Raw genomic sequence first — 17,763 nt, 5'->3', positions numbered from 1 at the left:
TCATTGCCCGGTCGGCTGTGTACGCGACGGGTCCTGCCACAAAGTCGGCAGGATGTCAGACACGTCGATGTCGCGGTGCGCGTCGGGCACGACGCCCAGGATCGCACCGACGCGCGAGATCGTCCGGCCGACCACCGGCGCGGTATTCCACGCCGCAGTCTTCCACCCGGCGGTTTCCTTCGTCCCGAGCGGCGAATCGAGCATCGCCAGCACGACATAGCGCGGCGCATCCATCGGGAACGCCGCGGCAAACGTTGCGACGTTGCGCGAATGATCATACCCGCCCGACACAGCAGCCTCGGCCGTTCCGGTCTTGCCACCGACCCGGTAACCCGGTGCATCGCCCTTGCGACCCGTACCGCGCTGAACGATCAGCCGCAGCATCTGCCGCATCCGCGCACTCGTCTGCTCGCTGATGACGCGACGACCGGCAACCGCATGACCCGGCGCGACCTTGAGCAACGTCGCCGGCCGCCAGATCCCGCCATTGACCAGCGCCGCATACGCGCTTGCCAGATGCAGCGGAGTCACCGCGATGCCGTGGCCGTAGGCGGTGGTCATCGTCGTCGTCCGCGCCCAGTATTTCGGCCACAACGGACGGCCCTTCTCGCGCAGTTCGATATCGGGCTTGGTATCGAAGCCAAGCTTCTTGAACATCGCCTCCATCTTCGCGGGCCCGACCTCGTCGGCAACGCGCGCGGTGGCGATGTTCGACGAATAGATCAGCGTCTCGGCCATGTTGAGCCAGCGCTTCGGATCGCCGCGCTCGTCGTGGATCGTGAAGCGGCCGACCTGCAGCGGGTGCGTCGCGTCAAAGCGCCGCGCGAACGACGTCACCACGCCGGTATCCATCGCGGTCGCCATCGTGATCGGCTTGAACGTCGAGCCAAGCTCGAACACGCTCTGGGTCGTGATGTTGCGCAGCTGTTCGCTGCCGGACATGCCGACGCGATTGGGGTTGAACGTCGGCAATGAGACCATCGCGATCACCTCGCCGGTCGACACGTCGAGGACGATACCGCCAGCGCCACGCGCGGAAAACGTCGTCATCGCGCGGCCGAGTTCGCTCTCCATCGCCGCCTGGACGCGGTTGTCGAGCGACAGCGCGACCGGCGTGCCGTTGAGCGCAGGATTGGTCAGCCGGTCGTCGAGCACGCGCTCCATCCCGCTCATGCCGTGGCCCGCGGTCGACAGGAAGCCGAGCGCATGCGCCGCCATCGTCGATTGCGGATACAGCCGCTGCGTATCGCGGTCGAACACGATCGCGGGCTCGCCGATCGCGTTGACCTGCTCGACCAGCGCCGGCGACGCGCGCCGCTGGAGATAGATGAAGCTCTTGCCCGACGTCAGCAGCGCATAATAATGCGCCTGGTCGCCCGCCTCGGGCATCAGCGCGGCGAGCTTGCTGGCGATCTCAGTCGGATCGCCGATCAGCTTCTTCGGGTGCACCGCGATCGTCCACGCATCGATCGTCCGCGCGAGCGGCGCGCCGTTGCGATCGACGATATCCCCGCGCGCCGCAATCGCCGCCGAGCGCGCCTGCGGATCGGCGAGCGACGCCTGCACCGCCAGCATTCCGAGCCGACCGACCACCACCAGCACCGCTGCTCCGAACAGGAACATCAGCATCATCAGGCGCGTGTGCGCCGTCGCCACCAGTGCATGACGCTGGTTGGCGCTACGTTGCTGTGAGACGGGCCGGGCGACCAAGGCGGTCACCGCCGCTTACGGCTCTCGGAGCGGGCGCCGCTCATGATGTCACCCAGCGTCGTGTCGGACAGCAGCTTCCGGTCGAGCATCGCGACCGCCTGCGGACGGACCTTCGCGACGGCGGCGAGGCGTTCGGTCTTGGCGGCGCGGACCAGTGCGGCCTCGGCCGAGCGCGGCGTCGACACCGACGCGCGGATCACGACCGGCTTGAGCGCGGTCTTCGACGCAGCCTGGATCGCGACGTTCATCGCACGTGGCGCGGTAACCTGCGCCATCTGCACCGGAGCAAGCTTCACCACGGCAGGAGCAGCGGTAACCGGAACGATCGACGTGGAGACGACGGACCCCGCACCCGACGGCACGAGCAGCGCGGCGGTCTGGACCCCGTCCGCGCGCAGGCTGTTGACGTCGAGCGCCGCGAGCGCGGCCTCGCTCACGACGAACTGGCCCGCGGTCGGCGCCGACAGCGCCAGCGTATCGCCGTTCCAGCGCTCGAGCTGGGCCAGATTACCCCGCGTGTCGAACTCGGTTTCAAGCGCACGGATGTCGCGCTGCGCCGAGCGGATCTGACCATTGACCGCCTCCAGCTTCTTGCGCTCGGCGGCGACCTGCAGCGACACGAGGTAGAAACCGAGCACGACGGCCACGCAGCCCCCGAACCAGCCCACACCCTTCATCCGATACGCCGCCGTCATGTCGTCACCTCTTCCGTCCAGGGTTGCGCGGAGGTCCGCCGCGCCGTCCGTAATGTCGCCGAGCGCGCACGCGGGTTGCGTGCGATCTCGGCCTCGCCGGCGCGAACACCGCGGCCGACATGAGAAAAACTAGGTTCCGCAACGGCTTTCACCTGCGGAAGATGACGCGAACCTGAAGGAGAGCCCCCGGAACGCGTGCGCAGGAAGCGCTTCACCATCCGGTCCTCGAGGCTGTGGAAGGTTACGATCGCGAGCCGACCGCCGGGCTTCAGCACGCGTTCGGCCGCCAGCAGCCCGTCGGCGAGTTCGCCAAGCTCGCGGTTCACGTGGATCCGGATCGCCTGGAACGCGCGCGTCGCGGGGTCCTTCTTGTCGTGCGCCTTGTAGCCGAGCGCGCGGCGGACGATGTGCGCCAACTCGCCGGTCCGCGTCAGCGGGCGCGCCGCGACGATCGCGCGCGCCACGCGCCGCGACTTTGGTTCGTCGCCATATTGATACAGCACGTCGGCGATCTCGTTCTCGTCCGCCTCGTTGACGAAGTCCGCCGCCGACATGCCGGCCTGCGCCATCCGCATGTCGAGCGGGCCATCCGACTGGAACGAGAAGCCACGCTCGGCCTGGTCGAGCTGCATCGACGACACGCCGATATCGAGCGTCACGCCGTCCACCGGGGCAAGGCCCCGCGATTCGAGTTCGGACGCCATCGCCGAGAAGTCCGCGGTGATCAGCGTCAGGCCTTCTTCGGCGTCTTCCATCGCGCGACCATTGGCGATCGCGTCTGGATCGCGATCGAACGCGACGATCCGCGCGCCAGACTTGAGCAACGCCAGCGTGTAGCCGCCCGCACCGAACGTGCCGTCGACCATCGTCTCGCCGGGCTCAGGGGAAAGCGCGGCCAGGACTTCGTCGAGCAGGACGGGGATATGCGGCGCGGACGCGTCAATGACGGGGGGCGTGCTCACAGCTGTACCCCCTTCTCGGCCATGTAGAAGCGCGCCATCTCCTTGACGACGGGGGGCATGCCGTCGGTGGCGATCAGCGTCGCGGGGTCCCAGATCTCGATGTAGTCGAGCACGCCGTAGAAGAACGCATGGCCCTTGATGCCCGCATAGAAGCGCGGGAACGCGGGCATGATGAAGCGACCGGAGCCGTCGAACGGCACCGCTTCGCCCGACGCGGCGGCGCGCTTGATGTTGTAGTCGTACTCGCCGTTCTCGGACGTGTTCTCGGATTCGCGGCGATCGAGGCGCTCGGCGAGGATGTCGACGTAACCGGGATCGTACGCGACCAGGCAGCGATTCTTCTGATGCGCGCCGATGATGATGGTCCCGCCGTCCTTGCCGTTTGCCTTGGGCGCATTTGCCGAGAGCATCGTGCGGAGTGCCGAGGGGATGGCTACCCGGCCCTTGTCGTCGACAAGGCCGATACCGTCTCCTTGATAGCGACCCCGTACCGACACGCCAAAACCCTTCGAACTGGCGCGCACGCTTCACCGCTTCGAAAAGCAGCCATCGCTACGTTTCGACCGCGTTTTCAGCGAACGATGAAAATGCCCCTGTATTAACCTCCATCTACCATAGCGCTTCGGGGACGCAACGGGATTTTTGGGGATTGGACGAATTCAACGCCGGTTTCGACGCTCAGTCCGGGTGAATTTGCGTGCGGAATGGATGTGACCGGGAACGGGTAGTGGTCAGGGCTGGGGAAATCCGGGGATCTTATGGAGCGTCACGACCTTACAATTCAAGGCAGACGGTCTGAACCAGGGCCCCACTGGAGATCATTTTGGAGGAGGTAATGCGCTAAAAAGCCAAGCCAACGATCGTTACCACCCCGGCGAAGGCCGGGGCCCAGTTGGGGGGCATTGATAATTTGAGGCGGCGCGCCGTTACTGCGACCTTCCCAACTGGGCCCCGGCCTTCGCCGGGGTGGTGTGTATTGACGGAAGCCAGCGCCTGCCCAGCGCACAATGTCGCAGATTACTGCGCGGGGGCCTGTGCGTTGGCGCTTGGGGCGACGCCCATCTCTGCGAGCGGTTCACCCGCTCCGGCGGCCTCGGTGACGTTCGAAACGCCCATGTTCGCCACTACGTCCGCCTGCGCGGTGCCGGCGGTCGCGACCGGCCGCTCGCGATTCGTCGAACCGATGATCGCGCTCGCGAGCCCGATCAGCAGCACGACCGCGGCGAGGCCGATCATGCCGACCTTGATGCGCTGCATCGTCTGGGAGGGTTCTTGGGAGGACTTCATCTTGCCCCACCTCGATACCCGACTGCCGCGCATCTGTCGATTCTGGGGAACCGGACCGCTCAAGCCAGACCCTTCGCCTGGCGCCATTCGGGATCGTACAGCGTCGAAAGATAGCGGAATCCGGTGTCGCACAGGATGGTCGCGATCCGCTTGCCGGGGCCTAGATGTTTGGCCAGCGCCACTGCACCGGCGACGTTGATCCCGGACGACAGCCCGAGACAGAGCCCCTCCTCGTCGAGCAGTCGCCGGACCCAGGCATAGCCTTCCTGATCCGAAATCCGGAACTGCGTATCGATCGGCGCACCCTCCAGATTGGCGGTGATACGCCCCTGCCCGATCCCCTCGGCGACCGAAGATCCTTCCGCCTTCAACTCGCCGTGAGCGTAGTAATTATACAGCGCAGCACCATGCGGATCACTGAGTGCGATGCAGACGCTCTCGTCCTTCGCCTTAAGCCCCAGCCCGACCCCGGCGATCGTCCCGCCGGTTCCCGCCGCGCAGGTGAAGCCGTCGATCCGCCCGCCCATCTGCGCCCAGATCTCCTCCGCGGTCCCGACGATATGCGCGCGGCGATTGGCGGTGTTGTCGAACTGGTTCGCCCAGATTGCGCCCGGCGTCTCCTCGGCGATGCGCCGCGACGTGTGGACGAAATGGCATGGCGACGAGAATGCCGCGGCCGGCACCAGCACCAGTTCGGCACCGAGCGCGCGCAGCGTGTCCATCTTCTCGCGGCTCTGCGTCTCGGGCATGACGATGATCGTCTTGTAGCCCTTGGCGTTCGCCACCAGCGCGAGGCCGATCCCGGTATTGCCCGCAGTGCCCTCGACGATCGTCCCACCCGGCTGGAGCAAGCCGCGCTGCTCCGCATCCTCGACGATGAACAGCGCCGCGCGATCCTTCACCGATGCACCAGGGTTCGCATATTCGCACTTGCCGAAGATATCGCAGCCGGTCGCCTCGCTGGGCCCTTTCAGGCGAACGAGCGGGGTATTTCCTATCAGGGCGAGCGTGTCAGGTGTCGTGTGCATCGCCGCTATGTGGCGTGGCGCTACGCCCGGAGCAAGCGAGCGAAAGTTTCGGGCGTTAAATGCCTGAACGCAAAACCCGCGCCTCGATGACGCGCTTTTCATTCAAGGTTCATTCCCTAGATTACATGATCTATGTTAAACGTGATGACATCCGTGTTAATAGAGTGAATATCGATTGGAGCGGGTACGTGGATAGATATCGGCATGCCTTGGCGTTGTTGACGGAAGCGTCGGACCTGATGGAAACCATCGGGGATACCCTGATAGCGGCGCACATCGCGACGCCGCTGGCGATGGTGGAAGACCGTCTCCACCCTCCAGGCGACGTCGCGAAGCAGGATCGTCCGCTACGCGAATGACGCGAACCGTCCGATCCAACACTCGTCCCACCCCGTTCGTCGCCGCCCCGTTCGTAGCGATGCGATGGTACCGCAAACCATAAGCCTTGACGCTCCATGCTGCATGCGCGAAGCGAGATCCCGCTATGAAAATCCTCCCCATGACCGCCGTCGCCGCGCTGCTCGTGCTGGCAGCCTGCAACTCCAAGCCCGCTACGCCCGAAGTGCTGGATAGCAATCCCGATCCGATGGCGAACACGCTCGCCAACGCCGCGCCAGTCGAGCTGCCGCCTGCGATCAAGTCCGAGAAGACGCTGCGCTGCAAGGACAACAGCTTGCTCTACGTGACGTTCTTCCAGGGCGACAAGCAGGCGGTGGTCAAGACCAAGAAGGACGGCCTCGCGACGACGTTGAAGTCGGATGTTGCCGGTTCGCCGAAGACCGCCGAGGGCGGCTGGTCGATGACCGGCGACGAATCGAGCGTCACGCTGACCGCGCCAGGCAAGTCGGCGCAGATCTGCCACGCGTAAGTTTCTACGTTTAGGAATTACGAAACGGCCGTCGGATCATCCGCTGGCCGTTTTTCTTTGCGCTGCACACTCTTGCCCTCACTGCCGCGGACCGGCACGCTAGTCTGATGGCAACCGTTGCGATCTACAGCCTCAAGGGCGGCGTCGGGAAGACGACGCTTTCGGTGAACCTGGCGTGGTGCGCCGCGACATTGTCCGCGCGCCGGACGCTGCTGTGGGATCTCGACCCGCAGGCGGCGTCCACGTGGGTGTTGAGGGGACCCGGCAAGGCCGACCAGGCGCAGGCGATGTTCTCGAAGGACGTTGCGGTCGCCAAGCAGGCGCGGCCGACCGCCTACACGCATCTCGACCTGATCGCCGCCGACGCGTCGCTACGCGGCCTCGACCAGCTGTTCCACGAGATGGACAAGAAGAAGCGGCTCGCCAAGCTCCTGTCCGAACTTGCGGCCTACGACCGCGTGATCCTCGATTGCCCGCCGGGACTGACCGAGACCGCGGATCAGGTGATGCGCGCCGCCGACCTGATCGTCATCCCCGTCATTCCCTCCCCGCTGTCGACCCGCGCATACGACGCGGTGGTCCAGCATCTGGGCGGCCGCACGCCGCTGCTGCCGGTCCATGTGATGGTCGACAAGCGTCGTGCGCTGCATGCCGAGGCGCTGTCCCGTCACCCCGACTGGCCGGTCATCCCGATGGCGAGCAACATCGAGTCGATGGCGGTCAAGCGCGCGCCGGTCGGGGTATTCGCTCCGAAGTCCTCTGCCTCGCAGGCGTTTGCGGACCTCTGGCGCCGGATCGAACACCGGCTCACCGCATGAGCGACGTTTTGGACCCGCAACTCGTGCTCGGCGCCTATTCGGTCGGCGTGTTCCCGATGGCCGACAGCCGCGATGCCGCCAGTGTGTACTGGGTCGAGCCGCGCCGCCGCGCGGTCCTGCCGCTCGATGGATTCCAGCTGTCGCGCTCGCTGAGGAAGACGATCGCCGCGAACCGGTTCCAGGTCACCGTCGACACCGCGTTCGAACGCGTCGTGCAGCTCTGCGCCGAGAGCGTCGAGGGACGCCCCGAGACGTGGATAAACGACGGCATAGAGCGCGTTTTCCAGACGCTGCACGCGATGGGGTTCGCGCATTCGGTCGAATGCTGGGACGGCGGCAAGCTGGTCGGCGGGCTCTACGGCCTGTCACTTGGCCGCGCGTTCTTCGGCGAAAGCATGGTCAGCCGCGCTACCGACGCCTCCAAGGTCGCGCTCGCGCACCTTGTCGCGCGGCTGCGGACCGGCGGGTTCACGCTGCTCGACTGCCAGTTCCAGACCTCGCATCTCGCCTCGCTCGGAGCGATCGAGATCGAGCGCGCGGATTACGTCGCGTTGCTGGGCGCGGCACTCGAAGGCGCACTCAAGCCCTCGTCCGCCGCCGGAGCATCCTCGGCCGCCGGCGACTTCCGTGCGCTCGATCGCTTGGCAGGCAAGGCGTCCGCAGGCGGCGCGGTATCGGGGCCGGTCTCCGGGAAGATCATCGCACAGCTCTTGGTCCAGACGTCGTAGACCGGATGCTGGACCGCGTTCAGCGCCGGGCGTTCCTTGTACAGCCAGCCTGAGAACGTCCGCCGCCAATGCGTGTCTACGCCGCGCACTAGCACCTGTACGAACGCGCCGGTCAGCTGCTCCTGCTCCCACGGCGCGGTCTGTTCGCACGCCCGCAACCGCAGCACGACGTCGCCCATGCGGGTTGCCTGGCCGGGTTTGAGGCGCACTTCGCGGGTTTCGCCATTACGCTTGTTGAGCAGGCCTAGCACCGCGACGCGCTGTGCCATTGGGGTGCCCCCATTCGCAACCGCGGCGGCGCCGGTATCGATCGTCTCTATCGAGGAATTGCCCTGCTCGTCGGCGCCCGGCAGGTCCTGCTGGACCGCGGCTACCTTCGTCGCGGGCGTGGTGAGCGCGCGGTATCCGAACCAGCCGCCCACCGCCAACGCCACGACCAACGTGGCCGCGGCGAGCCAGCGCATGATCACCCTTCGGGCGTCCAGGCTTCGTAATCGCCCGTCGCGGCGGCACGGTGGCCGCCCTTTTCGAGCGCACCCGCAGGACGATAGGCGAGCGCGGTACCGGTCATGTTCGGCACGGCGGGCTTCTGCCACGCACGGATCGGCGGCAATGCGCGATCGGGCACGTCGTCGACTTGATGATGCAGCCAGCTGAACCACGCCGGGGGCACGCGGCTCGCGTCCGTCGCGCCCTGGTAGATCACCCAGCGGCGCGGGTTGCCGGCGGTGTCCTTGCCACCTTCGTAATAGACGTTGCCGAGCGCGTCCTCGCCCTTCTTCGCCATGCTGCGCAAGCCGAATTTGGTGCCGAGGGTGGCGCCGTTCCACCACGTGAAAGTCGATGCGAGAAAACCCATGACCGGCGCTTAACCCGAGTGGAGGCGGGCTTCAACCTCGATGATGGGGGAAGGCGTCGCACGCCCCTCTAAACGATCCTTCCCCTGGCGGGGGGACGATCGTGGAGTTCGCCGTTTAACGCTCCTGCGTGCAACGGTTCCGCTTCCTTGTTCTCCCGCGAAGGCGGGAGCCCAGACTGGGTCCCCGCCTTCGCGGGGAAACACTTGGCTGGAGACGTCGGCTAGTCACATATCCCACCCCGGCGAAGGCCAGGGCCCAATTGGGTAACGTCGCTAACGAAGCGCTGTTCGCCGTTACAGCGACCTTCCCCAATTGGGCCCCGGCCTTCGCCGGGGTGGTGCCACTGGTCAAACGGTTCGCGCGCCTATTTCGCGCCCTTGTCCCACGTCACCAGATCGCCCTCGGCAATCCCCAGTTCCGAAGCGCGGCCGCCCATCAGTTCCAGCACCGCGCCGACCGGCTCGCCCGACGGGATCGGCTGCTCCGAAAACGGCACGGTATTCTCGGCGATGCGGGCTATCGTGCCGTCGGCGCGGATATAGAGGATGTCGAGCGGGCTCGGCGTGTTCTTCATCCAGAAATTCGCCACCACGGGTTCGCCACCCTTGGCTGGATACGGCCAGAACAGCATGCCGCCATCGGGCTTCAGGTCGGTGCGAAACATCAGCCCGCGCGCCTGCTCGGCCTCCGTCTTCGCGCTCTCGACCTTGAACGCGTGCGTCCCGTTCGCGCTCTTGATCGTCAGCGGCAGCGTAGCGACCGCGGCCACGTCCGAGTCCGCGCGGCTATTCATGTACGCGACACCCCCGGCGCCGACGCCCAGCGCCAGCACCGCGGCTAACACGGCCTTCGCAACGAATGTCATCCGAGATCCTCTTCGACCGCGACGGCAAGCGGCCCCTTACGCCCTTCGACCACGCGCGCGCGGAGCGGCTGGTCGGGTTCGACCGTCTCGATCCCGGCGCGGCGCAGCGTTTCCATGTGGACGAAGATGTCGCTGCCATCGGCACCCCGTACCAGAAAGCCATAGCCCTTCAACCGGTTGAACCATTTCACCGACGCTGCCTCGAACGGTCCCGCCGCGTCGATCATCGCGATCGGATCAATCCGGTCAGGAGAAATCGGTGCCCGAACCTGCTCCTCGACCGCGTTGGTCAGATCGATCGAGAGGATCTCGCGCGCCTGGAACCCGCGGCCGCGCTGGACCGACAGCGTCTCGACGCGCGCGCCTTCGGGGAGGCTGCGGCGGCCGTGCGCCTGCAGGACGGAAAAGTGCACGAGGATATCGCCGACGGTCTCGTCGTCCGCCACTGCGAAGCCGAACCCGCGCGTGACGTCGAACCATTTGATGACGCCGCCGATCGCGCGCGTTTCGGCCGCGGCGACGCCCTCGCTGACACCCTCGAGCGTCGTCGTTCCCGCTTCCACTGGCCCCACCTCTACCGGCATGTCAGCACCTGCTGCGTGTCGTTACGCATTGTTACACCCCTGGACGCCTTGCTAGCACGGTTCGTCGCAGTCGCAATGAATCCGTTGCGACGCTCAGTCGAAATCCATCGATTCGGGGCTGTCGGACGGCGGTGCAGCAACAATTTTGCGTGCAAGATCGAACCGGTGACCCGCCCGGAGCATCGCCGCGAGCTGTTTCTCATGAAGTTTCCGGTCGCCGTCGCCCGTTCCGTAGGGGCCGATTCGCTTGCGTCGTGCGAAGGCGAGGGCCGATTCGACTGCGCGATCGGCGATGGCGGGCGCGACCGACTCCGCGTCGCCTTCGTCTATGCCGGCCTCGCGGAACGCGCCCGCGACTCGGCGAGCACCCAGCCCGCGTCGCTGCATCGCAGCAGCGCGTTGCTCGGCAAAGGCGCGGTCGTCGACATAGCCGAGATCGGCCATCCGCTGCGCCAGTTCGCCGGGCTCCGCCAGTGCCGCGCCGGTGCCCCCGTCCCAGCCCCGTTCGCGGATCTTCCGCATCAGGTAATCGGTCAGGCGGCCCCGCGTGGTCGCGAACCGCTCGACATAGCGCAGCGCCATCTGTTCCAGCGCCGCGGCATCGAGCGGTTTCGGCGCAGGACGCTCGCGCGCCCGGTCCTTGCCGCGCTCCTTGCCGCCGCCCTTGCCGCCGCCTTTGCCCCAGCTCTTGCCGCCGCGCCGATTTGTGCCACCGCTATCGTCGAATGCGCCGTTTTCCCGGTCGCCGGCATCCAGCGGCGGAGGAAACGCGTTGCTTTCGCTGTGGCTATCATCGGTCACGCCATCATTGTGCCACACTGGCACCCGAAGTTGAACGGCTAGACTAAAGATAGGCGTGGTGTGTTCGAGCGCCGCGACGAACCAAGGCAGGAACTGCGATGACGACCGACACGGCTAACAAGGACGGCATGACCGTAGCGGCACTCGTTGCGACGCCGACCCAAGACGCCCTGCCGCGCCGTTTCGCCGATTTCGGCACGCTGGGCGAAGCACTCGATTACGCGGCCAGCGGTAACCGCGGGCTTAATTTCCACGACGCTCGCGGCACTTTGTCGCATCCCTACCCCTATTCGCAACTCCGTACCGACGCCCGCGCGATGGCCGATCGCCTGATCGCCGCCGGTGTCGCCCCTGCCGACCGCATCGCGCTCGTCGCCGAGACCGGCCCCGAGTTTGCCGCGCTGTTCTTCGGCGTCGTCTATGCCGGCGCATGGCCCGTGCCGTTGCCGCTGCCAACCTCGTTCGGCGGTCGCGACTCGTACATCGAACAGCTCCGCGTCCAGCTTGCGAGCTGCGATCCGAAGATGCTGATCTTTCCGCCCGAACTCGCGCAGATGGCGGGCGAAGCCGCGCGGCTGTCGAGTACCGTGGGGATCGACTGGTCCGAGTTCGCCGTGCGCGAGGCCGCGGTCGCGACGCTGCCCGAGGCGAAGCCCGACGACATCGCGTACCTGCAATATTCGAGCGGATCGACGCGCTTCCCTCACGGCGTCGTCATCACGCACGCCGCGCTTTTGAACAACCTCGCCGCGCACAGCCACGGCATGGAAGTCTGCGACACCGATCGCTGCGTTTCCTGGCTGCCCTGGTATCACGACATGGGTCTGGTCGGCTGCTTCCTGTCGCCGATCGCCAACCAAGTCTCGACCGATTACCTGAAGACCGAGGATTTCGCGCGCCGACCGCTCGCGTGGCTCGATCTGATCAGCCGGAACGAGGGCACCACGCTCAGCTATTCGCCGACCTTCGGCTACGATATCTGCGCGCGCCGCATGTCCTCGCAGACCAAGGCGAGCGATCGCTTCGACCTGTCGCGCTGGCGGGTCGCGGGCAACGGCGCCGACATGATCCGTCCCGACGTAATGCAGTCGTTCGTCGACGCGTTTGCCGATGCGGGCTTCAAGGCCAGCGCGTTCCTGCCGAGCTATGGCCTTGCCGAGGCGACGTTGGCGGTTTCGCTGATGCCGCCGGGCGAAGGCATCCGCGTCGAACTCGTCGAGGAAACGCAGTTGTCGGGCGGCTCGCGCGGCGGTGACCGACCGCAGCGCTACCGTGCGATCGTCAACTGCGGCAAGCCGGTCCGCGACATGCGAATCGAGATCCGCGAAGAGGACGGCACGCCGCTCCCCGAGCGCGCTATCGGCAAGGTCTGGTGCAGCGGCAAGTCGGTCATGGTCGGCTATTTCCGCGACGATGCCGCGACCGAGGCCTGCATGGCCGACGGTTGGCTCGATACCGGCGACATGGGTTATATGTCGGACGGCTACATCTACATCGTCGGTCGCGCCAAGGACATGATCATCGTCAACGGCAAGAACCACTGGCCGCAGGACATCGAATGGGCGGTGGAACAGCTCCCCGGCTTCAAGGCCGGCGACATCGCCGCGTTCGCGATCACCACGCCCGGCGGCGAGGAAACCCCCGCCGTGCTGGTCCAGTGCCGCAGTTCCGACGAAGCCGAACGCCTGCGCCTGCGCGACGAGATCCGCGAGCGCGTGCGGTCGGTGACGGGCATGAACTGCCTGATCGAACTGATCCCGCCGCGTACCCTGCCGCGCACCTCGTCGGGCAAGCTCAGCCGGGCCAAGGCGCGCAACCTGTACCTGAGTGGCGATATCAAGCCGTACGACATCGCAGCCTGAGACCGCCCTGCCTGAGACGGGGTGCGTGTCGCGCGGTCATCGCTGACACGCGAATGAAACTATGCAAGGACGTCCACGACGGCGTGGATTGCCCCAGATCGAACTAAATTACAGTCACGCTGGTCGATAAGAACGATCTGATAACCAAGCGGACCTATGACCGACGCCGTGAGCCCTGCACCGCCTTCTCCGTCACGCCGCGTGGCCGTCGATCTCTTCAGATTGATGGGACTCCGCGGTGGCGGGGCGGACCATGTCGAATGGAGCCGCATCCGTGCCGCGCAGTTGTTCGCCGGCCGCAAGATGGCACTGGTCCTGCTCTCGACCAATCTGGCGGCGGTACTGGCCACCGGGTTCCTGGTCAGCGCGACCGTCCCTGCGTGGCAGGTCACGACATGGTCCGCGTTGCTCGTCGCAATCGCCGTCGCGGTCGCGTTCCGGCGTCTCGCCGTCCCGCACACTGGTGAAAGCCAGGCGAGCGTCCACGACCTGCGCAAGACCGGGTGGGAGGGCCTGGCGCTTGGCCTTGGCTGGTCGTGCGTACCGATCCTGTTCTGTACGCATGCTCCCTCGGGCACGACCGCCGGGCTTGGCATCACGCTGACCCTGTTGATGACGGCCGCGGCGTTCGCGATGGCGCCGCTGACACTCGCGACGCTGATTTTCCTCGGATATCTCGGCGCATCGATGGTCATCCAGCTGCTGGTCGCCGGTACGACATCGGCCGCGATCGGGATCCTGGGCTTCACGCTGGTGCTGATGGCGGGATGCGTCAGCCGTGCCCGCGCACTCGTCCTGATCCGCGCCAACGAGATCGCGCTGAACGAACGCGACGAGACCGTGAGCCTCCTCCTCCGCGAGTTCGAGGATACCGGCGCGGACTGGCTGTGGGAGACCGACGCGATGCGCCGGATCGTTCGCGCGTCGTCGCGGTTCGCGGTCGCGTGCGGGCTCGATCCCGGTCAGATCGACGGGATGCCGTTGCTGCAACTGCTGGCCGGCCCGAGCTGGGACAGTGGGGAGTTCGCGCCCGAACTCCGGACACTTGCCGAGAAATTGCGCCGTCGCGACAGCTTTCGCGACGTCCGCCTGCCGGTGACGATCAACGGTGATCTGCGATGGTGGGAAATCGCCGCCTCCCCCCGGTTTGGCGACGATGGCGAATTCTACGGATTTCGCGGCGTCACGTCCGACATCACCGAACTGCGCGCTTCGGAAGACCGGATCAACCGGATGGCGCGGTTCGATGTCCTGACCGGGCTGCCCAACCGGCTGATGATCAACGAGACGCTCGTCAGGACGATGGCCGAGGCCGACAGCTGGGGTGGTCGCTACGCGTTCATGATGCTCGATCTCGATCGGTTCAAGGCGGTCAACGATACGCTCGGCCATCCGATCGGCGATCGCCTGCTCGGGTGCGTGTCCGAACGGCTCGAGGGCTTGATGGGGGACGGCAGCCTGTGCGGGCGGCTCGGCGGCGACGAATTCGCGGTCATCGTGCGGGGCGCGAGCGATGCGGGTGCGATCGACGACCTTGCGGCACGGATCATCGAGACGCTGTCGCGACCCTATGAGATCGACGCGCACACGCTGTACATCGGTGCCAGCGTCGGCATCGCGATCGGCCCGCGCGACGGACGTACCGCGGAGATGCTCGTCCGCTCCGCCGACCTTGCCCTCTACCGCGCCAAGGATGCCGGCCGCGGGGTGTACCGCACCTACGAGCCGGAACTCCACGTGAAGGCGGAGGAGCGGCGTGTCCTCGAAATGGCGCTTCGCACGGCGCTTGAGAATGGCGAGATGCACCTCGAGTATCAGCCGGTCGTCGATGCGCGCGGCGAAAGGCTGGTCGCGTTCGAGGCGCTGTTGCGCTGGACCAGTCCACGGTTCGGCGTCATCGCCCCCGAAAAGTTCATTCCGCTCGCTGAGGACGCCCGCCTGATCGCGCCGATCGGGGCGTGGGCGCTGAGGACGGCGTGCGAGGAGGCTGCGAAATGGCCGTCCGACATCCGCGTTGCGGTCAACGTGTCCGCCGACCAGCTCCAGAACCCCAATTTCGTGACGACGGTCACCTCCGCGCTGGCGAACACCGGCTTGTCCGCGGATCGCCTCGAACTCGAGGTTACCGAAAGCGTGTTCCTGACCGAGGCGCTCGGCGCGACCAAGGTCCTGGAGCGGCTGCTCGATCTCGGCGTCCGGCTCAGTCTCGACGATTTCGGCGTCGGCCATTCGTCGCTGGGCTATCTCAGCCGTACGCGTTTCTCGTCGATCAAGATCGACCGGAGCTTCGTGCGGGATGCGGCCGCCGGGACGCGCGAAGCGGTTGCGATCGTCCACGCGGTGATCGCGCTAGCCAGAAGCCTAGACATCAGCACGACCGCGGAGGGCGTCGAAACCGAAGCCGAGTACCGGATGGCGCAGGCGTTCGGGTGCGCCAACGTCCAGGGCTTTTATTTCGGCCGCCCGATGCCCGTCGAACAGGCGCGCGCGCTGGCACATGGTCGCTGGAAAGCATCGGCCGCCGCCTAGGCCGCCGATTCGCGCATCGATCGGCAGTTACCGGGTCGGTCGGCGGTCGCGTCCAGCGAAGCTGACGAGGCTTTCTACGCCCGTCGCCGACAAAGCGGAGACGCCGACGAAATTGTCGTCCACCGGCACCTGCGTCAGGACCGTCCCGGTCCCGGTAACGTCGCGGGTCTCCGCCCAGCTCTGCGCATCGTTACGCCGCCACCGCACGCGGTAGCCGGCGGCGCCCGGTACCGCAGTCCACTTCACCGTCGTGTCGCGGGACAGTGCCCCGGCGATCGACACGTCTTCGGGGGCCGCGGGGGCGCCGGCGATCCGCGACAGCGTGGCGACGTTGATCGCGGTCACCTTCGCCAGATACGGAAAGTCCATGCCCTCGATCGTGTCGCCGAAGACCACGCCCTTTTCGGTGCGCAGGTCCTGATGCTGGCGATCCCAATTCTCGGCCGCGACCGAGAACCGCACCGCGGGGTAGCCGAGCTTCAGGAACGGCTCGTGATCGCCGCCACGGCCGAACCGGTCCGGCCGGCGATCGATCATCACGTCGAGGCCATTGGGGATGTCCCGCGCGATACCGTCGATCGCCTTGGCCAGCGCGCGGCTGGGACCGTCATCCTCGCCGCCCTCGGCACGACGTCCCTGCTGGGCGACCAGATCCTCCGACGCGCGGATCCCTTCGGAGAACACCCGGACCTTGTCGGCGACACGTACGCCGCCCTGCCCGACCGTGTTGCCGACGATATCGTTGTTGAGCATCGCCGACACCTGCCAGCCGCGCGCCTTGGCGGTATCGGCGAGCAGTTCGGCGCCCCACAAGCCCTGTTCCTCGCCGGAGAACACCGCGTAGACGATCGTCGCGTCGAACTGGCGTTGAGACAGCAGTCGCGCCGCCTCCAGCACCAGCGCGACGCCCGAGGCATTGTCGTTGGCGCCGGGCGCATCGGAGGTGACGTTCATCACGTCGGTCACGCGGCTGTCGATATGCGCACCGACGATCACGACGCGATTCGGATCGCGCCCCTTCTGGATGCCGAGCACATCCTCGACCACCACGCCGGTCGGTGCGCGTGGTCCGGTAAAGCGGCGCGAGATGCGATCGACGGTGATGCACCCGCCACACGTCGCGGCGATCTCCTGGAAACGGCTGGCGGCCCAGTTCCGGGCGGCACCGATGCCGCGTTTCGGGTCGATCGTGGTTGATGCGGTATGACGCGTGCCGAAACCGACCATCGTGGTCACGTCCGCCTTCAGGCGAACCGCAGACGGAGCAGGATAAGGGGCGGCGGCGGCAAGAAGCAGCGGGACGGCAAAAATAGGCATGAGCGGATCGTGGCCTGATCTCGCGCCGCGCTCAAGAGGGGAGTGTCACAATCGTTCCCAGCGGGCAATTTTGTGTGCCGACAAGATGTTATCCAAAATGAACCGATCAAATGTTTGAGACTTTTTAAGCCAACAGCTATTACATGATCGAGAGTGCGAGGACCCAAGATGATCATTGGCCATTCTGTTTCGGACGGCGACGGCGTAATCCTGGCGATAGACGAACCGGTCGCTACGGTGCTGCAACGCACGCAGAAACAGCTTGTGGGCCTGTCCTATCTATCGATCACCCACCCCGACGACGTTGCGCGTAACCTCACTCACGTTGCCGCATTGCAACCCAACGGCAATTCAGCCCGCATCCGGAAGCGTTACATCGGCGGCGAGGGCGACGTCATCACGCTCGAAGTCCAGGTTTCGCGGCTTGGGAACGGCCAGTCGGGTAGATTGATCGGCACGTTGTGCACGGCACCTACCCTGGCCGAGCATATCGGTGGCGACGGCATGCCGCATCATCTCTGGCGCCGAGCCAAGGACTTGCTGAGTGTCATCCGTGCTCGCGACACCGTGCTCGGCTCGGACCTGTTCGCCGATCATGCCTGGACCGCGTTGCTGATCGTGTACGTCGCCGAAGCCGAAAGCCGGATCGCCAGCGTCGACATGGTTGCCGACCAGTTACGCCTGTCGCGATCGACGCTAGGTCGGTGGATTCGCGTGTTGCAGGCCAAATCCCTGATCGAACCGCCGGATACCGATCGTGACGCACTGCAGCTGACCCAGACAGGCATCCAGAGCGTCGAGCGTTTGCTCGCTACGCAGCCGGCGATGGCCATCAACTGACGCTTGCCG

Annotated in this window: 18 protein-coding genes and 1 pseudogene; 7 read left to right on the top strand and 12 right to left on the bottom strand. The window is 66.1% G+C overall.

Annotated features, from left to right (window positions below; genetic code table 11):
* The 6 genes from O6X71_RS14355 to O6X71_RS14330 form a co-directional block, all read right to left on the bottom strand.
* The gene (locus O6X71_RS14355; protein WP_353466424.1) at window positions 1-1,719 is read right to left on the bottom strand and encodes a peptidoglycan D,D-transpeptidase FtsI family protein; all 1,719 of its coding nucleotides are present in this window, start codon (window positions 1,717-1,719) and stop codon (window positions 1-3) included.
* Complete coding sequence (locus tag O6X71_RS14350) at window positions 1,716-2,405, bottom strand: hypothetical protein (RefSeq protein ID WP_060526689.1); 690 nt, start codon at window positions 2,403-2,405, stop codon at window positions 1,716-1,718. Before O6X71_RS14350 ends, O6X71_RS14355 begins: the two co-directional genes overlap by 4 nt.
* Complete coding sequence (gene rsmH, locus O6X71_RS14345) at window positions 2,402-3,367, bottom strand: 16S rRNA (cytosine(1402)-N(4))-methyltransferase RsmH (protein ID WP_353466423.1); 966 nt, start codon at window positions 3,365-3,367, stop codon at window positions 2,402-2,404. The genes O6X71_RS14350 and rsmH overlap by 4 nt, the downstream gene beginning before the upstream one ends.
* Entirely contained in the window at window positions 3,364-3,864 is a 501-nt protein-coding gene (locus tag O6X71_RS14340) for a division/cell wall cluster transcriptional repressor MraZ (RefSeq protein WP_107952158.1), read from the bottom strand. The genes rsmH and O6X71_RS14340 overlap by 4 nt, the downstream gene beginning before the upstream one ends.
* Before the next feature lie 520 nt (window positions 3,865-4,384).
* A complete protein-coding gene (locus O6X71_RS14335; protein WP_353466422.1) occupies window positions 4,385-4,654 on the bottom strand; it encodes a hypothetical protein in 270 nt (89 codons plus the stop codon).
* A gap of 59 nt (window positions 4,655-4,713) precedes the next feature.
* On the bottom strand, window positions 4,714-5,682 hold the full coding sequence (locus O6X71_RS14330) for a cysteine synthase A (RefSeq protein ID WP_353466421.1): 969 nt from the start codon (window positions 5,680-5,682) through the stop codon (window positions 4,714-4,716).
* Window positions 5,683-5,741: 59 nt separating this feature from the next.
* Here O6X71_RS14330 and O6X71_RS14325 point away from each other — a divergent pair, with 59 nt between their 5' ends.
* The 4 genes from O6X71_RS14325 (at window position 5,742) to aat (ending at window position 8,096) form a co-directional block, all read left to right on the top strand.
* Complete coding sequence (locus tag O6X71_RS14325; protein ID WP_353466420.1) at window positions 5,742-6,041, top strand: hypothetical protein; 300 nt, start codon at window positions 5,742-5,744, stop codon at window positions 6,039-6,041.
* A gap of 140 nt (window positions 6,042-6,181) precedes the next feature.
* Window positions 6,182-6,550 (top strand): hypothetical protein, encoded by a 369-nt coding sequence (locus O6X71_RS14320; protein WP_435368491.1) that lies wholly within the window; start codon window positions 6,182-6,184, stop codon window positions 6,548-6,550.
* Window positions 6,551-6,657: 107 nt separating this feature from the next.
* Window positions 6,658-7,368 carry a ParA family protein gene (locus O6X71_RS14315; protein ID WP_353466418.1) on the top strand — a complete coding sequence of 237 codons (711 nt, stop codon included), beginning with the start codon at window positions 6,658-6,660 and terminating at the stop codon, window positions 7,366-7,368.
* Window positions 7,365-8,096, top strand: a complete 732-nt coding sequence (aat, locus tag O6X71_RS14310) for a leucyl/phenylalanyl-tRNA--protein transferase (protein WP_353466417.1) — start codon at window positions 7,365-7,367, stop codon at window positions 8,094-8,096. The genes O6X71_RS14315 and aat overlap by 4 nt, the downstream gene beginning before the upstream one ends.
* A gap of 35 nt (window positions 8,097-8,131) precedes the next feature.
* On the opposite strand, the pseudogene O6X71_RS14305 reads toward aat, so the two are convergent.
* From O6X71_RS14305 to O6X71_RS14285, 5 genes and pseudogenes are all read right to left on the bottom strand, one after another.
* Window positions 8,132-8,365: pseudogene (locus O6X71_RS14305) on the bottom strand (DUF2155 domain-containing protein); the annotation flags it as partial.
* Window positions 8,366-8,562: 197 nt separating this feature from the next.
* Window positions 8,563-8,955, bottom strand: a complete 393-nt coding sequence (locus O6X71_RS14300) for an NADH:ubiquinone oxidoreductase subunit NDUFA12 (RefSeq protein WP_056060269.1) — start codon at window positions 8,953-8,955, stop codon at window positions 8,563-8,565.
* A 365-nt stretch (window positions 8,956-9,320) separates the two neighbouring features.
* Window positions 9,321-9,821, bottom strand: coding sequence for a DUF192 domain-containing protein (locus O6X71_RS14295; RefSeq protein WP_435368490.1), 501 nt, complete (start codon window positions 9,819-9,821; stop codon window positions 9,321-9,323).
* On the bottom strand, window positions 9,818-10,405 hold the full coding sequence (locus O6X71_RS14290) for a cold-shock protein (RefSeq protein WP_353466416.1): 588 nt from the start codon (window positions 10,403-10,405) through the stop codon (window positions 9,818-9,820). Before O6X71_RS14290 ends, O6X71_RS14295 begins: the two co-directional genes overlap by 4 nt.
* A gap of 93 nt (window positions 10,406-10,498) precedes the next feature.
* A complete protein-coding gene (locus O6X71_RS14285) occupies window positions 10,499-11,206 on the bottom strand; it encodes a regulatory protein RecX (protein WP_353466415.1) in 708 nt (235 codons plus the stop codon).
* A gap of 98 nt (window positions 11,207-11,304) precedes the next feature.
* Between O6X71_RS14285 and O6X71_RS14280 the strand changes: the two genes are divergently transcribed.
* Entirely contained in the window at window positions 11,305-13,068 is a 1,764-nt protein-coding gene (locus O6X71_RS14280; RefSeq protein WP_353466414.1) for a fatty acyl-AMP ligase, read from the top strand.
* 225 nt (window positions 13,069-13,293) lie between these two features.
* Window positions 13,294-15,597: an EAL domain-containing protein gene (locus O6X71_RS14275; RefSeq protein WP_353466413.1), complete on the top strand. Its 2,304-nt coding sequence runs from the start codon at window positions 13,294-13,296 to the stop codon at window positions 15,595-15,597.
* Window positions 15,598-15,624: 27 nt separating this feature from the next.
* Here O6X71_RS14275 and O6X71_RS14270 read toward each other — a convergent pair whose 3' ends face one another.
* Window positions 15,625-16,914 carry a M28 family metallopeptidase gene (locus O6X71_RS14270; RefSeq protein WP_353466412.1) on the bottom strand — a complete coding sequence of 430 codons (1,290 nt, stop codon included), beginning with the start codon at window positions 16,912-16,914 and terminating at the stop codon, window positions 15,625-15,627.
* A 168-nt stretch (window positions 16,915-17,082) separates the two neighbouring features.
* Here O6X71_RS14270 and O6X71_RS14265 point away from each other — a divergent pair, with 168 nt between their 5' ends.
* A complete protein-coding gene (locus O6X71_RS14265; RefSeq protein ID WP_353466411.1) occupies window positions 17,083-17,754 on the top strand; it encodes a PAS domain-containing protein in 672 nt (223 codons plus the stop codon).
* Window positions 17,755-17,763: the final 9 nt, after the last annotated feature.

This window comes from Sphingomonas faeni, from assembly GCF_040407505.1.
Taxonomy (GTDB): Bacteria; Pseudomonadota; Alphaproteobacteria; order Sphingomonadales; family Sphingomonadaceae; genus Sphingomonas; species Sphingomonas faeni_E.
The sequence above is the reverse complement of the archived record's forward strand: the minus strand, read 5'-3'. Positions and strand labels throughout refer to the sequence as shown.